This is a genomic window from Acinetobacter seifertii (genome assembly GCF_016064815.1).
Classification (GTDB): Bacteria; Pseudomonadota; Gammaproteobacteria; order Pseudomonadales; family Moraxellaceae; genus Acinetobacter; species Acinetobacter seifertii.
On the sequence record NZ_CP065820.1, the window covers coordinates 979,157 to 995,495 of the forward strand.

The following is a 16,339-nucleotide window of genomic DNA, read 5'->3' on the forward strand; positions in this document are numbered from 1 at the left end:
ACCAAATTGATGGATTATCATTGCGGCTAAGAACATACCTAAAACAAAAAAGCAAAACGCACCAGTATCGACCCTTATACGTGGGTTACTAGTTTGAATGAGGCTGGTGGTTTGTTCAGGTATAATCTTCATTCAATAGCCTAATTTTTAAAATATTAGTGAAATTCAATTAGTTTCACTATTTTTAGCATAAATATTCGCCTGAATCCAGATATTACCGCGAATATATTCACCAATATTAAAGTTTTTGTACAAATCATTTTGGGTCGCAATGCGCACTAATATGGCAGGAAGATCATCTTCTAAAACTAAAGTGACATCATAAAGAGTATATTCTGCTCCCATAAATGACATTGAAGTTTTACCGACAATATTACCTTGGAACCAAGCTTCATCTTCCTGACCAAGATTTTCTCCATATAAATATGCAACCATTTTAGAAAAATCGACCGTTACAGGTTCATGATCTTCCTCAGTTTTTGGTTGCCATTCATTAATGAGCTCTTGTAGATTTTCAGGTGCAATTCCATTATGTTCAGTCAAAATTGCATTTAACGCACGGTGGTGTTTAATAGATGCTGGGTCATCTACAACAATGGTTTCACCAGCAGGTACTGGTTCTAACTCATAGGCCCATGCATTAAATTGAACTTGATAAGTTTGGGTTTTGTCATATTGACAACGATTAACACTAAATAAATTATCAAATGCATAAACAGTCGTATTTTTATTTAATCTTAAACTTAATACTGCCTGAGTTGCTGAGTCACAAGTAATGATGCGCTCAATTTTTGCATTATATTGATAAGGACTTTCAAAACTAGGAAATGCTGTTTTTAGTGCGCGCGGTTTTTGATTTTCAACCGCAATAATTTGGTTAATGCTGACATTCTGTCCTTGAGGACCTTGAATTAACCAGAAAGATTGATCCATCTCATCTTCATGCTGACATAAGCCCATTGGCATTACAGGTGCATCAAGCGCCAGTCCAAGCCATTTTGGTACATCTGTCTCTGGATGGGAGGTTAATAGATTCCAATGCTCGCCATGACTACCAAAATTTTGGTCGTTTACCGTAATAACTTCTGGACTGTTTTGATTTTTCATAAGTACGATTGATGTTGGGTTTATCTCACTTGTTATATTAAATCGAGGGTAATTGCTATTTTTCAAGTCAACATGTGTAAATTCTCTTGTAAAAGCACATATTTAGTTATCAAAAATCCTTCCAATCGATAAATCACTCGCTTTTAAGAGTGAATATGCTCGATTGTTAAGGTATTGTTAAAATTAAATTTAGAAAATAAGTTTTATATTTAGCGCTATTCTCGAGTGAAATGCATCTGTTAGACTTATATTTTTAGTGGAAATAGAGAATAACGTGCTGCCATTTAAGCTGTGGGTAGACGCAGATGCATTACCTAAAATTTTGCGTGAAGTCATTTTACGAGCTTCAGATCGTTATCAGTTAGAAGTGATTTTTGTAGCCAATCAAAATGTCGGAATTACCCCATCGGTACGTATTAAATCAATACAGGTTTTAAGTGGAGCCGATCAGGCTGATCAGGAAATTGTAGACCGTATGTCTGAAAATGACATTGTCATTACGCAGGATATTCCGCTTGCTGCTCAAGTCATTGAAAAGGGCGGTATTGCGATTCATCCACGGGGTGAAATTTATACCACTGCGAACGTAAAAGCACGTTTGCACTTACGTGATTTTATGGACACGCTGCGCGGCGCTGGTGTACAGACAGGTGGCCCACCTCCAATTTCAGAACGTGATAAGCGTGAGTTCTCGAGTTCACTCGACCAAACGATTTTAAAGCAAAAACGTAAAACTGCTTAGTGAGCCTCTTATGCCATCCCAAACCAACTTGGCTTCAACGTATGTGTTGCTTGTATTTATTTGGGCAACGACGCCTTTAGCCATTGTATGGAGCGTGTCTGACTTACATGTTATGTGGGCTGTGCTGTTACGTTTTTATATAGCATTACCTCTTTCGGTTATCGTGTTATTGGTCTTAAAAACAGCTTTTCCGATTCATAAACAAGCTCTCCATAGTTATTTTGCAGGTTCTTTTAGTTTAATTGGCTCTCAAATTTTTACTTATGCTGCGACCCAATATTTAAGTTCAGGCATGATCGCCCTTATGTTCGGTCTGGCACCTATTATGGCTGGTTTAATTGGTCGTTTCGGGTTTGGTCAGCATCTTTATAAACTACAGTGGCTTGGTATGGCGATTGCTGTTTGTGGCCTAGCAATCATTTGCTTAAATGGGTCTGGTCAGCACGTGCATCCATTTGGCATTGTTTTAATGTTGATTAGTGTTTTCGTTTATTCATTTTCTATTTTTTGGGTAAAAAAAGTAAATGCCAAAATTCAACCTATGGCTCAGGCAACAGGCTCAATTTTGGTATCTTCACTTTTGGCGAGCTGCCTAATTCCATTTATTTGGCAATATGCACCGACCCATTTACCGCAAGCTAAATCTCTATTTGCTTTAATTTATACAGTGCTTATGGCCTCGCTTGTGGCTATGTTCTGTTATTTCAAACTTGTACAAAATATAAAGGCAACCACTTTATCGCTTACCACCGTTATTACACCTATGTTAGCTATGGTGATTGGTGCTGTTTTAAATCATGAGCATCTTTCGATGATGGTTTTTGTGGGGGCATTTATTATCTTGTTTGGTCTATTCCTTTATTTCTATAAAGACATTCAGGCAAACCGTAATTTTGCTCAACATATTAAATCTAAATAGCAGAAGATGAGGGTAATTTGTTGAGCTTATTCATTAAATTGTTCTAATTCGTAGCTAAATGCATGATCAAATTGATCTCATATCTTAAGTAGTAGAAAATAGCGCAGCAATATAATATTAGGATTGTTAAGGATAGGTCAGAACTTACTGATTTTTAAACCTTAATACTGCATCTAACGATATGGCCAAATAGGAAGTGTAACTTGCATTTCTCTATTTTCCATCAATGACCTTGGATTTAGAAGGTATGTTTAAACCAATCTCACTGTATATAGGGTTGAGATATACTCGCGCACGACGCAGTAATCATTTTATTTCTTTTATTGCATTGGTTTCGATGATCGGTTTGACACTTGGTGTTGCTGTACTGATCACGGTACTTTCTGTAATGAACGGTTTCGACCGCGAATTGAAAAATCGTGTTTTGGGAATGGTTCCGCAAGCGACAGTTTCATCGACGCAAATTCTTACGGATTGGCCTGAGCTGGTTAAACGAGTTGAAAAACATCCCCATGTCACTGGAGTTGCACCTTTTACCCAATTGCAAGGTATGTTAACTGCTCAAGGGCAAGTGGCTGGTATTATGGTGACGGGTATTGACCCAAAATATGAGAAGAATGTATCTATTATTCAGGATCATATTGTTGCTGGTAGCCTTGACTCACTGAAAAAAGGTGAGTTCGGTATTGTGCTTGGTAAAGACATGGCTGATTCACTTGGTTTACGTCTAAATGACAGCGTGACACTGGTTTTACCTGAAGCAACGCCATCTCCAGCAGGTGTTGTGCCTCGTTTTAAGCGCTTTAAAGTGGTTGGTATTTTCAGCGTAGGTGCTGAAGTGGACTCAATGGTCGGGTACATTGCTTTATATGATGCATCGACTTTATTGCGTTTACCTGATGGTGCTCAAGGCGTCCGTTTAAAAATGGATGATATCTTTGCTGCTCCTCAAGTTGCCGATGATATTGTGAAAAATTTACCAAGCAATTTCTATGCAACGAACTGGACCTATACACACGGTAATTTGTTTAACGCCATTCAAATGGAAAAAACATTAGTTGGTTTATTACTTGTACTGATTATTGTAGTTGCGGCATTTAATATTGTCTCTTCTTTGGTCATGGTGGTTACCGACAAAAAATCGGACATTGCAATTTTACGTACTTTAGGTGCGTCACCATCTATGATTACTAAAATCTTTATGGTGCAAGGTACAGTGATTGGGGTGATTGGTACAGTTGCTGGTACGGTTTTAGGTGTAATTTTGGCACTTACAATTAGCGATATTATTTCTTGGTTTAATAATGTGCTCGGACTTAATTTGTTCGATGCCTATTTTGTACATTACTTACCTTCTTACTTAAGATGGCAAGATGTGACAATTATCGTAATTGTTTCTTTACTCTTAAGTTTCTTGGCAACTATTTATCCGGCACTTCGTGCAGCCAAAGTTCAACCTGCCGAGGCATTGCGTTATGAGTAAAATCGTTTTAGAAGCAAAAGAGATTTATAAGCATTTTGATGACGGTAAATCTAAGGTTGAAGTCATTAAAGGTCTTTCTTTACAGGTTGAAGCAGGGCAGTTTGTATCTATTGTCGGTGCAAGTGGTTCGGGTAAAAGTACTTTGTTGCATGCACTTGGTGGCTTAGAGCAACCAACTCAAGGGCAAGTATTTCTAAATGGACAGCGCTTTGATAACTTGGGTGAAGCAGAGCGTGGTTTCCAACGCAATAAATACCTAGGTTTTGTGTATCAATTTCACCACTTGTTACCTGAGTTTTCTGCACTTGAAAATGTAGCAATGCCTTTAATGCTTCGAGCAGACAGTCAATTTAAGTCTGTAAAGGCACAAGCTGAGTATTTGCTAGATCGAGTTGGGCTATCTCATCGTATGGACCATAAACCAGGTGAACTTTCTGGTGGTGAGCGTCAACGTGTGGCTCTTGCTCGAGCATTGGTGACTAAGCCTGCGGTCGTTCTTGCTGATGAACCAACGGGTAATTTGGACCGTAAAACAGCTGTGGGTATTTTTGAGTTACTTACTGATCTTAAGAAAGAACTAAACATGGCAATGCTCATTGTGACCCATGATGAGCAATTGGCTCAGGCGGCAGATTCTATCTTACATATGGAAGATGGTTTGTGGGTAAGCGGTTCTTAAAAAATTGTCATTAAATCACATTGTTAAAGCCCACTCAGTTGGGCTTTAATTTTGCCCCTAAAATGATAATGACAAGATTTTGAATGTTTAAAATTATTCTATTGGGGTGGATTGGCGGTATTGCATTAATGGGTATTCATTTACCTTTAATCATGCAATATGGAGAAGTAGCTAAAGTTCTACTTTTACTTACCTTTATTTTTTATCTTTTTAAACGATCAGTATTTGTTGGTCGACCACTTTTAAAGGTTATTTATTGCCTGTTATGTACAACAAGTCTGTTTATTGTGGGGTATCAATATGCCGAGAATGCACTGATCGAACGCTTACAACAAAGAGAAACAGATTCAAAGAATCTCGATATTATTGTTCATATAAAGCAACTCAGTGAAGAAAAAGACAATAAAGTTCAACAAACTGCACAAGTATTAAACTTATCAAAAGAACCAGTAAATTGGCTATTGTATTTGAAAAATAATAATCAGGGTGTTTTGAAGGGCAGTCAAGAACTTGAATTAGGCCATTACTATCGATTATCTGGAAAAACAAAACCTGCTCATAGTTATGCCACAACAGGAGCTTTTGATCAGGAAAAGTGGTTTATTCAGCGAAATATCATGTCTGGTTTTATTGTTCAGCATATTGAGCCTTTAAGCCTGGATGAGATCTATCGATTGGGATATCAACAGCATTTAAGAGGACAGCAGTCCTTTTTTAATAGATTACATTTACATATAGAAAAGCTTCGTTTGAATTTTAGGCATTTATTGAAAAATTCTACGCTACAACAAAAGGGCCTACTTTTAGCTTTGCTGACGGGTGATGAAAGTCTTTTATCAGATGAAACTCAACTACAGTTTAAACAATTAGGAATTGCTCACTTATTGGCGATTTCGGGTCCACATGTACTTATTTTTGCCATCATGTTGTCTTGGGTGTGTCATCAACTCATTTGTCGTTATTACCCTCAAATTTATTTATGGAAACCCAAACAAATTTTATTGGCTGTACCATTTAGTTTCGGGGTTTTAATTTATACAGCTTTTGTTGGGTTTGAAATTCCTGCACTACGGACATTGTTGTCAGTCTCTATATTTATTTCCTTCCTAATATTAAAACAACCCCTTAAACCATTTGCATTACTGGTATATAGCGCAAGTCTATTGTTGCTAATGGACCCGTTTAGTGTCCTTTCTGCAGGTTTTTGGCTGTCTTATGGGGCATGCTTTATTTTATTAAGAATTTATCAAACTATAGTACTGTTACCTGAGCAACATTTTTTTAGCTTAAGCTCAAAACTGATTTTTATGAGTAAGGTGTTAATTGAGTCTCAAGGCAAAATATTTATTGCATTGAGTCCTTTAACCTTACTTTTCTTTCAACAAATTTCTTGGGTTGCTCCATTAACCAATATTATTGCTGTGCCTATTGTTGGTGGTGTTATAGTCCCTTTAAATATCATGGCTACTTGTGCATGGTTTATCCTCAAACCATTCGGGAATATGCTATTTCAGTTTAATGATATTTTACTCAGTATCTTACTAAGTTGCTTAAGCTTATTAGAAAAACTCTCTTTACCACTACAAGGTATAAGCTTGACGCCACTGGCTTTATTCGCAGTGAGTTTAGGTATTCTTATTTTATTTTTACCTAAAGGTGTTTTGCCAAAAACATGGGGAGTACTCTGTTGTTTACCCCTAATTGTAATGAACAAAACGAACCAGCAAATTCAGCTTCATATTTTAGATGTTGGGCAGGGGCAAGCTATTTTGTTGCAGCAGCCTGAACAAAACTGGCTAATTGATACAGGTGGTTCTTACGATGAAAAAAAATTCAGTATCGGTCAAAATGTTGTAGTCCCATTTTTACGCCAACAAGGTGTAAAACAATTAGATCGTGTCGTGCTCTCTCATCTTGACCAAGATCATAGTGGCGCTTTTCCTGCCATTCAGCAAGTAATTCCAGTCAAGCAAGTTATTTCAAATGAGCAATCTTCAAATACTTTCAAGCAGTCATTTCAATATTGTCATCAAGGACAACAATGGCAATATCCTGAGTTAGATATTAAAGTTTTATGGCCTAAAGAAAAAGATTTAGTTTTTGTACATTCTCAACAGAACCAATATTCTTGCGTTGTATATATCCACTTTAAAGGAGTCAGTGATTACCAAAATTTTCTGATTATGGGAGATGCAGGATGGGAAGCAGAATACGAGTTGTTAAAAGACTATCCACGCTTAAAAGTAGATGTTTTGATATTGGGTCATCATGGAAGCAAGCACAGCTCTGCTTATGATTTCCTGGCAACTTTAAAACCAAAACTGGCAATTGCATCAGCAGGGTTTGATAACCGGTATGGCCATCCTAGCCAAGAGGCTATCAATCGTTTAAAAGCCCTTCATATCCCACTTAAAAGTACAGTAGAGCAAGGGGAGTTAAGTTTTGTTCTGGAGAATCACAAGATGGTTTTACACGACCGACGTTTTGAGCGGCTCTGGTTGCGTAGAGCTTTCTAAAGCTTCAGCTTTGAGTCTATTCACAGTTTTTATCGCTTCTAAAGGGTCAATATTATAAACATTATCTAAAGCTGGGTTTGCTTTAAAGCGTTTATAGCTCCAGTGATAGTGTTCTGGATATTTATGAATGAGCTGCTCAATTGCTTGGTGGATGACATAAGTACCATCATCCGCAGAGCCTTCATAAATTTTCTCATCCATAGGTTCAATATGCATGGTAAAGCCGTCATTTTTATTACGGATTGCATAGAGAAATAAAGCTTTCGCTTTTGTTTTTTGGATGAGTTTTGCACTTAAATTACTTGAAGCAAGTGGAACACCAAAATACTTCACCATATCTCCCCCAATGTTTGGAGTGTGATCTGGCAAAATGACTGTAGTTTCCCCCTTTTTGAGTGCTTTAAAAATTTGTCTTACACCACTTTCATCGGTCGGAACTAAATTTGCTTGTTCACGACTGCGAGCTTCTCGTACAAAACGATCAGCATCATCATTTTTGACTGGTTTATATAAAATGGTCATTGATGTGAACTGGGCGCACCATGCATTCATGACTTCCCATGTACCAAAATGTGGGACGACTAATACAACCCCTTTTTTTTCAGCTAGTGCATCATGAAAATATTGTTCACCTTCTATACGATGGATACGAGCAATGTTTTCTTGGTTGGATGAACCCCAAATACTTAAAAACTCAAAATATGAGGTCAGCTCATTTCTGACAGCTTTTTCTGTAATCGCTATACGCTGTTCCGGTGTTAAATGGGGCAGAGCAATTCTTAAATTAAGTTCTATACTTTTTGATGTTCTGGTAATTTTTAGAGTATTTACTAGGCCAGCCAATATACGAGCAATAGAACGCCCAAATTGAATAGGTAGTCGGCTAAATGTTTTGAGTAATTGATAGTTCATGCTTTTTGAATCTGGTCTAGTCATCTATAGCAGTAGGGAGGAAACAACAAGTAAAAAAAGACAAAAATATTATAAATGAAATCATATTATTTAGACAGTTTTTATCAAATCAATGTATATAATGACATCATTTCGATTGATTTGGATTGGAATTTTATGTCCGATTGGCCACCAAAACCACAAAATGAACCTATAACCCCTAAACAGAACGGACCAGAATGGCAAATCCTTGAGAAAGCTGTACTCGCTTCTGTGGAAGAACAACGCCGTAGTCGTCGCTGGGGTATATTCTTTAAAACACTTACTTTTATTTATCTATTGTTCATTGTTGTATTAATGGGTAAAGGTTGCTCAACCAGCAAGGAAAGCTCTGCAGCAAGCAGCAGTAGTGCTCATCTGGCTGTGGTTGATATTGTTGGAACCATTGATGCTTCAAGCAATCAAGCGGTAAATAGTGAAGATACAAATAAAGCCCTTAAACGTGCTTTTGAAGCTTCAAATAGCAAAGCAATTGCACTTAATATTAATTCTCCTGGCGGTTCTCCTGTTCAGTCAGACGAAATTTGGCAAGAAATTCGCTATTTGAAAAAAGAACATCCTGATAAGAAAGTCTATGCAGTAATTGGTGATATGGGTGCTTCAGGTGCTTACTATATTGCTTCTGCTGCTGATGAAATTATTGTGAATCCATCAAGTTTAGTCGGTTCAATTGGTGTCATTATGCCAAATTATGGCATTACTGGCTTAGCTCAAAAACTCGGAATTGAAGACCGTACTTTAACCGCGGGTACCAATAAAGACATTTTAAGTATGACAAAACCGATCAATCCTGTACAAAGAGAGCATATTCAATCTGTACTCGATAACGTCCACACTCATTTTATTAATGCAGTGAAAGAAGGACGTGGGAAACGCTTAAAATCTAATGATCCTGCTATTTTCTCTGGTCTTTTCTGGACTGGTGAACAAGCAATCCAGTTAGGTGTTGCTGACCGTTCAGGTAACATTACGAGCTTGATGCGTGAACTGAAGCTTGATAATAAAGTTGACTACACGATTGAACGTAACCCATTACAATCTATCCTTGGTCGAATGGGGGCAGAAATGGGTAAAGGCTTAAGTGAGTCGGTTGCTCAACGTTTAGAGACGAGTCAAAACGCCAAGCTACAATAATTTAAATCAGGATAACGGTATGTCAGTAAAACCGGTTATACACTTTGCGCATGCTAATGGTGTGCCATCTATGGTGTATCAAAAATTGTTTGATCAATTAAAAGATGAGTATGACGTCATTTATGTTCCTCTTATTGGTCCTGACAAACGTTATCCAATTACCGATCATTGGCCTTTTTTGGTTGATCAGGTGATTGATAGTATTGTTCGTCAAGCTAAAGGGCGAAAGGTGATCGGACTTGGTCATTCGCTGGGTTCAGTTTTGACCTTAATGGCATCCTTTAAACGCCCTGAGCTTTTCTCACAAGTGATTATGTTAGATCCGCCTCTTATTTTGGGTCGATACTCTTTTGCTTTTCATATGGCAAAACTGTTTAAACCTAAAATAGTCGATGACATGACACCTGCGGGTTTATCTGCACGTCGTCGTGAACATTGGGAGTCACGTGAGCAAGCAGCTTCTTTATTGCGTCCAAAAGGTTTTTATAAAGACTTTGATGAGGACTGCTTTCAAGCTTACATTGATTATGCTTTGAAAGAAGATTCGGTACGTGGCGGAGTAACTCTTACTATTTCTCGTGAAGATGAAGTTGCGATATTCCGTAAAAATCCTTCTTGGTGGTGGCTACCTATGCCAAAACTAAAAATGCCTGTACATTTAGTTGTAGGAAAAGAAAGTGCCTTCTTAAAAAGAGGTTTCCCTCAAATGGCAAAGCGTAAAATGGGAATTCCATTTAGTGTTGTTGAAGGAGGGCATATGTTCCCACTAGAGCATCCGATTGACACAGTGAATTATATTAAGAAGCTTATTCATAGCAATTCACGCTAATAAGATTTCTATAAAAAAGGACATGCATGCATGTCCTTTTTAATTTTCGTTGAGCAAACCTTTTACCAAGATGCAAAACGAATAGGGTGTTCAAGAATTTGATTACGGAAATAGGCGTGTCCATTTTTCCATGTCAGTTGGCCATTACATAACCATTCTGCAACTTGAGGATAAATAAAATGCTCAAGTTTATGTACACGTTCTGCCAAAGAGGCAACATTGTCATGTTCTTTGACTTCAATTGCAGATTGAGCAATTGCTTGACCAGAATCAAGTTCAGAAGTTACAAAGTGAACTGTACAACCATGCAATCGATCACCTGTATTTAATACACGTTGATGTGTATTAACACCTTTATAAGCGGGTAATAGCGAAGGATGGATATTGAGCATTTTACCTTGCCATTTATCGACAAAGTTAGCAGTTAAAATACGCATGAAGCCAGCTAAAATAACAACGTCAGCTTGCCAAGCCATAAGTTGCTGATGCATCGCTTCATCAAAATCGGCACGACTAGGAAAGTCTTTATGCGAAATTACCGCTGTCGCGATATTGGCATTTTGAGCACGCTCTAGGGCATAAGCATCGGCTTTATTAGACAATACACCTACAATTTGCCCTGATAGACGTGCATCTATCAAGGCTTGTAAGTTACTGCCGTTCCCAGAGACTAGAACAGCAATTTTCATCATTCAAAGATCACACGAATTTTTTCGTCTGCACCTTCCACTGATTCAGCATTTTCTTGGATATGTCCGATTTTCCAAGCTTTTTCACCTTGAGCATTAAGCACTTCAATTGCTTTTTCTGCATCATTTGCGTCAACTGCAATCACCATACCTACACCACAGTTAAAGGTACGGTACATTTCAAAGCGTTCTACATTGCCTTCGCGTTGTAAAAGTTTGAATAATTCTGGCCATTCCCAAGAAGCTTCATTAATTACTGCTTGAGCACCATTTGGTAATACACGTGGTAAGTTACCCGGTAAACCGCCACCAGTGATGTGTGCCATAGCATGTACATCAACTTGTTTGCAAAGCTCAAGAACTGGTTTTACATAAATGCGTGTTGGTTCCATTGCTACATCAGCAAGTGGGCGACCATCAATCACTTGAGTTAAGTCTACATTCTTAACATCTAAAATTTTACGTAGTAATGAATAACCATTTGAATGAGCACCGCTTGATGCAACACCAATAAGTACATCACCTGATTTTACTTTAGAGCCATCAATAATTTTACTTTGCTCAACAACACCTACGGCAAAACCAGCAAGATCGTAATCTTCGTCTTCATACATACCTGGCATTTCAGCTGTTTCACCACCTACAAGTGCGCAACCTGCAAGTTCACAACCTTTACCGATACCAGTAACTACGTTTGCAGCTACATCTACATTTAAGTGACCAGTAGCATAATAGTCGAGGAAGAATAATGGTTCTGCGCCACAAACTAAAAGATCGTTTACACACATAGCCACAAGATCTTGGCCGATTGTGTCATGACGATTAAGGTTAAGTGCTAAACGTAATTTAGTACCTACACCATCGGTTCCAGAAACCAAAACTGGTTCTTCGTAACCTTTAGGGATTTTGCATAGTGCACCAAAGCCACCAAGTCCGCCCATTACTTCTGGACGAGTTGTACGTTTAGCGACTGACTTGATACGATCGACCAGTGCGTCGCCCGCTTCAATGTCAACACCCGCATCTTTATAGCTTAAGCCGGTATTTGGGGTAGAAGTTGAGTTGCTCATAAATGAAGTCTCCGCATTGGCGGCAGATTATAACCTGAATATACGAAACTCTTATGTTATTTATGCTCGAAAATGCTATCTTTAATAAAAATATTTTTCTATTTATAACGATTAAATCAAAAAAGGCTAGATTTTATGCAAGATCGTATGCTGCGCCGTATTTTCTTACTCGCAGGTATTGTATTGCTGGTATGGGTATTATACTTGCTCAAGCCTGTGGTCATTCCATTTCTTGGTGCTTTTTTCCTGGCTTATTTATTTAGTCCACTGGTCGATGTTCTAGTAAAAATTAAGCTCCCTCGTTGGTTGGCAATTAGCATTGTTTTTATCGGTATTGGTGTAACTTTAACCGTAGCTTTGTGGTATTTAGTTCCACTCATCTGGAAACAGCTTGTTTATGCACGAGATAGTATTCCTGCTGGGATTCATTGGATTAATGCAGAGCTATTACCATGGATTTCTTCAACATTTCACGTCCAGCAAATGGAAATTGACACCGATCAAATGTCGAAAGCGGTCATGGATTATGTCCAGACCAATTACAGTGCAGACAGTATTCAGGCTGTTTTATTAAAGCTTGCACAATCAGGTCTGAATTTTATTCAGATTGGCGGAACAATTGTTTTAATTCCAATTATTGCTTTCTATTTCTTGCTTGATTGGGACCGTATGCTACAAAACTTACGTCGTCTCATTCCGCGTCCGTATGAAGAAACGACTTTGCAAATTGTTCGTGAGTGTCATAGTGTTTTAGGAGCATTTGTTAAGGGACAATTCCTCGTAATGCTCTTACTCGGTATCGTCTATGCGGTAGGTCTTCAAGTCATTGGGTTAGAGGTCGGGCTTATTATTGGTATGGTGGCAGGCCTTGCCAGTATTATTCCATATCTAGGTTTTGCGGTCGGTATTATTGCGGCTGTTATTGCAAGTTTATTCCAGTTTGGAATGGACTGGATGCATTTATTACTGGTTGGTGTGGTTTTTATGATTGGTCAGGCAGTAGAAGGCTACATTCTGCAACCATTCTTACTCGGTGATAAAATTGGTCTTTCGCCTGTTGCTGTCGTATTTGCCGTTTTGGCAGGTGCACAACTTGCTGGCTTCTTAGGCATGTTGATCGCATTACCTGTAGCTGCTGTGATTGTAGTGCTCTTGAAACATTTAAGAGAAAACTATGAAAAGAGTTCATTATATGCACCATCTTCTACATTAGTGATCCAAGAAGGCAATATTGAGCAAATTCATATAGAAACTGAAGATACTAAACTTGATCTTGAAGTTAAAAAACAGCAAGATACAGATACACCGAATCTTTCAGATCAGAAATAATTTCAAGGCCAATTCATTATATGCGTCAACTCCAACTGGATATAGAACCTCAACTTGATGCTCGAATCAGTGATTTTTCGGGACCGGGTTGGGGGCATGTAGTTGATGCAGTGCGTCAATTACATGCAGGTCTAGTGAATAGATTTTATATCTATGGTGGAGCAGGAACGGGAAAGAGTCATTTGCTATCAGCAATTTGTGATTCTTATTTAGAAGTAGGCAAGTCTGCAATAAAAGTTTCTCTGCTTGAACTACTTGACGCTCCAATTGAGGCAATTACTTGTTTAGAGCACTATGACCTAGTTGCTTTAGATGATATTGAGTCAATTAGTGGTGTACCTCATTGGCAAAAAGCGGTTTTTCACTTAATGAATAATCATGAAGGGCAACTCGTGTTTTCTTCGCGTGTTGCGCCGATTGAATTGAAATTAGAGTTACCAGATTTGCAATCAAGACTTACTCAAGCAGTGAGTGTAAAAGTGCCAAGTGGAAGCTTATATGCTGATCGCTATGCTTTAGTAACCTCTGTAATGTCTAGACGTGGGATCCATTTCGATCAGCAGATTGTAGATTATTTGCTTTTGCATGGACCTCATCAGGCTTCTGTATTATTGCAAACGGTAGCTCAATTAGAGAAACTTCTTAAAGGTGAGAAGACGAAGCTGTCAAATGCAACTTTAAGACAAATCTATGCTTTAATTGATGAGTATCAACAATAAAAAAATTTAATTTTAGCTTAAGCCTGTGCTTTACTATAAAAAATATTCATCTATTAACTAGTTATAATTTAAATTCTAAAGTGCACTACTAAATTTTTAGATAAGTAAAATCTACATATATTAATAGATGTTTAATTAAGCAAATATTTATGAAGCTGCTTATCTAAAATGACGCTATAGACCGATCAAAACATCTTGAGAAATTCTGACTCCTGTGACAAAGTACGCACAAAGGATGCGTTTGCAAAAGTTAAAACTTTGCAATATTGACAAAGAAAAATGAAAAAAATAGGTAAGGAGAAGGGTATGCTCAAACGGAGCATTGCTTTTGCATTATTGGCTGCTGCTGGGCACGCTTATTCTGCTGATATTCAAGTCACAAGTTTAGTTGATGAAGATAAAGATGATACGGTATGTACCTTACGAGAAGCGGTACAATTTCTGAATTATCGTGGTTCATCAAACGCTGCTGATGTTGAAAAGTATGCAAATGGCTATCATGGCTGTGGGAATAAAGATTCCTCATCAAATATTATTTTGCAGCGTGATAACGAATATACGTTAAATTCAAAAATAACGATTACAGCCCCTCTTACGATCAGTACCGCAAAAAATGATTCTACGATAGTTGATACTGATCAGCCTGGTTCCCATAACGCAACAATAAAGATGGTGGGTACAGATCAGCTATTTAAAATTGATGATGGTAGTGTAGAAAAAGCATCCTTTGCTGTGACCTTGAGTGATCTTAACTTACAAGGCGCAGGTTCAAACTCTAATGTATTAACAGGTGGTTTAATTTTAAACCATGAAAAATTGACTATCCAAAATTCACGATTGATTGGTGGATATGCAAATCAGGGTGGAGCAATTTACAATCAAGGATTGTTATCTAAAACAGGCCAAACTGCTGGTTTTGTAAATATTATAAATAGCTTGATTCAAAATAATAAAGCGACTCAAGGTGGTGTTATTTATAGTGAACAGCCTTTATATCTCGTTACTCAATCTGTAATACGTGATAATGAAGTTTCTTCGTCAGATGGCGCATTATTTTATGGTGCAACAAAATTTGATGATGAAAGTACAGGAGGATACTTAAATGTACGTGCTATAGGCTTTAGTAACAGTACATTCTTCCATAATAAGGTTGGATTTATTGCAAACATTAAAGATGGAATGTTTGTTAATAACATTACAATGATCAAAAATGCATCTGGGTTATTTCTCGATGCTCCACAGGGAAATGCTTCTGTTTCGAACAGCATATTAGTGGGTAACACTGCAAACTGTACTGCAAATACAGATGACAAGACCGTTATTCAAAGTAATTTAGTTATTTCTGATTGTAATCGTAATGCTACTGCAAAGTTACCTAATATCCTTTTTCCTGCTAGTGAAAAGTTAATCGCTGGAGATATCGATGAAGGTGTCTGTGATGTAACAGCGAAAGATGGTTTGTTATGCCCATTTAGCACGCCGAAAGATAGCTTTCTTGGGTTTTTTAAGCCTCGCCTACTTGAGAGTTATAATAGCCTAGCTGATTCTTTAATTATCAATAAAGGACGGTTATATAGTGATGGTTCATCAGTTGGATTGGCTAGTTGTGAAAGACTTGACCAACGTGGAAAAAACCGTAGTGGCTATGATGAGCTGTGCGACTTAGGAGCAATTGAATATATTTTAAATAATGAAATTGCGACTGTTGGGCAGGATATTAAATATGGACAAGTTGCAAAATTTAATATTTTAGATTCTTTAAGTGAAGCTGATTTGGTCACACCTGCTACTTGTAAACGTTTATTTGGTGATCGACCTGATGGTAAAGACTGGCAACCAGGCTGTTTAAAAATAAAACAGAGTACTGATACTCCAGTTTCTAAAGGCAGCATAACAATAGACCAGAACGGAAATGTCGTTTACACACCAAATGGAAACTGGCATGGTGCAGACATTTTTAGTATTCAAGTTGTTACGAGTGTATCAAGATTTAATGATGGTTCAGATTTCCAATATGTCTCGATTCCGGCAACTGTAGTCCAAGAACCTTTATCTGGTATCGAAGATAAATCTGTAAGTACTGGTGGTGGGGGAAGTGTAGGTGGCGGTTTAATTTTAGGGTTATTTGGTTTAATCGCGCTACGCCGTTTCAAGTCATAATCAGGGATGAGG

The 16,339-nt window shown here is 37.8% G+C and carries 14 protein-coding genes and 1 pseudogene; 10 read left to right on the forward strand and 5 right to left on the reverse strand.

Annotated elements, in window-relative coordinates; translation table 11 throughout:
- Positions 1-165: 165 nt before the first annotated feature.
- The gene (locus tag I8T81_RS04640) at positions 166-1,107 is read right to left on the reverse strand and encodes a hypothetical protein (protein ID WP_198072221.1); all 942 of its coding nucleotides are present in this window, start codon (positions 1,105-1,107) and stop codon (positions 166-168) included.
- Between the two features lie 256 nt (positions 1,108-1,363).
- On the opposite strand from I8T81_RS04640, the gene I8T81_RS04645 reads away from it, so the two are divergent.
- Entirely contained in the window at positions 1,364-1,849 is a 486-nt protein-coding gene (locus tag I8T81_RS04645; protein WP_077163168.1) for a YaiI/YqxD family protein, read from the forward strand.
- Positions 1,850-1,859: 10 nt separating this feature from the next.
- A complete protein-coding gene (locus tag I8T81_RS04650) occupies positions 1,860-2,768 on the forward strand; it encodes a DMT family transporter (protein WP_198072222.1) in 909 nt (302 codons plus the stop codon).
- Between the two features lie 29 nt (positions 2,769-2,797).
- Here the strand turns inward: I8T81_RS04650 and I8T81_RS19045 are convergent.
- A pseudogene (locus I8T81_RS19045) lies at positions 2,798-2,878 on the reverse strand (PilZ domain-containing protein); the annotation flags it as partial.
- Positions 2,879-3,015: 137 nt separating this feature from the next.
- On the opposite strand from I8T81_RS19045, the gene I8T81_RS04655 reads away from it, so the two are divergent.
- The 3 genes from I8T81_RS04655 to I8T81_RS04665 all read left to right on the forward strand — a co-directional run bounded on the left by I8T81_RS04655 (position 3,016) and on the right by I8T81_RS04665 (position 7,446).
- Positions 3,016-4,251: a lipoprotein-releasing ABC transporter permease subunit gene (locus I8T81_RS04655; RefSeq protein ID WP_031944926.1), complete on the forward strand. Its 1,236-nt coding sequence runs from the start codon at positions 3,016-3,018 to the stop codon at positions 4,249-4,251.
- A complete protein-coding gene (lolD, locus tag I8T81_RS04660) occupies positions 4,244-4,930 on the forward strand; it encodes a lipoprotein-releasing ABC transporter ATP-binding protein LolD (RefSeq protein WP_004699850.1) in 687 nt (228 codons plus the stop codon). Before I8T81_RS04655 ends, lolD begins: the two co-directional genes overlap by 8 nt.
- An 83-nt stretch (positions 4,931-5,013) precedes the next feature.
- Positions 5,014-7,446 carry a DNA internalization-related competence protein ComEC/Rec2 gene (locus tag I8T81_RS04665; protein ID WP_198072223.1) on the forward strand — a complete coding sequence of 811 codons (2,433 nt, stop codon included), beginning with the start codon at positions 5,014-5,016 and terminating at the stop codon, positions 7,444-7,446.
- On the opposite strand, the gene I8T81_RS04670 is transcribed toward I8T81_RS04665, so the two are convergent.
- Entirely contained in the window at positions 7,399-8,382 is a 984-nt protein-coding gene (locus tag I8T81_RS04670; protein ID WP_198072224.1) for a lysophospholipid acyltransferase family protein, read from the reverse strand. The two genes, I8T81_RS04665 and I8T81_RS04670, sit on opposite strands and share 48 nt — an antisense overlap.
- A 132-nt stretch (positions 8,383-8,514) precedes the next feature.
- Between I8T81_RS04670 and sppA the strand changes: the two genes are divergently transcribed.
- The gene (gene sppA, locus I8T81_RS04675) at positions 8,515-9,531 is read left to right on the forward strand and encodes a signal peptide peptidase SppA (protein ID WP_019457289.1); all 1,017 of its coding nucleotides are present in this window, start codon (positions 8,515-8,517) and stop codon (positions 9,529-9,531) included.
- 19 nt (positions 9,532-9,550) lie between these two features.
- Positions 9,551-10,360: an alpha/beta fold hydrolase gene (locus tag I8T81_RS04680; protein WP_198072225.1), complete on the forward strand. Its 810-nt coding sequence runs from the start codon at positions 9,551-9,553 to the stop codon at positions 10,358-10,360.
- Between the two features lie 62 nt (positions 10,361-10,422).
- On the opposite strand, the gene purN is transcribed toward I8T81_RS04680, so the two are convergent.
- Together purN and purM are read right to left on the reverse strand one after the other, a co-directional pair.
- Entirely contained in the window at positions 10,423-11,052 is a 630-nt protein-coding gene (gene purN / locus I8T81_RS04685) for a phosphoribosylglycinamide formyltransferase (protein ID WP_198072226.1), read from the reverse strand.
- Positions 11,049-12,119, reverse strand: coding sequence for a phosphoribosylformylglycinamidine cyclo-ligase (purM, locus tag I8T81_RS04690; protein ID WP_198072227.1), 1,071 nt, complete (start codon positions 12,117-12,119; stop codon positions 11,049-11,051). The genes purN and purM overlap by 4 nt, the downstream gene beginning before the upstream one ends.
- A gap of 135 nt (positions 12,120-12,254) precedes the next feature.
- Here purM and cxpE point away from each other — a divergent pair, with 135 nt between their 5' ends.
- The 3 genes from cxpE (at position 12,255) to rbtA (ending at position 16,327) form a co-directional block, all read left to right on the forward strand.
- Positions 12,255-13,448 carry a chloramphenicol efflux transporter CxpE gene (gene cxpE / locus I8T81_RS04695; protein ID WP_198072228.1) on the forward strand — a complete coding sequence of 398 codons (1,194 nt, stop codon included), beginning with the start codon at positions 12,255-12,257 and terminating at the stop codon, positions 13,446-13,448.
- Positions 13,449-13,468: 20 nt separating this feature from the next.
- Positions 13,469-14,167 carry a DnaA regulatory inactivator Hda gene (gene hda, locus I8T81_RS04700; protein WP_004699865.1) on the forward strand — a complete coding sequence of 233 codons (699 nt, stop codon included), beginning with the start codon at positions 13,469-13,471 and terminating at the stop codon, positions 14,165-14,167.
- A gap of 306 nt (positions 14,168-14,473) precedes the next feature.
- Positions 14,474-16,327: a rhombotarget A gene (gene rbtA, locus I8T81_RS04705; protein WP_174735458.1), complete on the forward strand. Its 1,854-nt coding sequence runs from the start codon at positions 14,474-14,476 to the stop codon at positions 16,325-16,327.
- Positions 16,328-16,339: the final 12 nt, after the last annotated feature.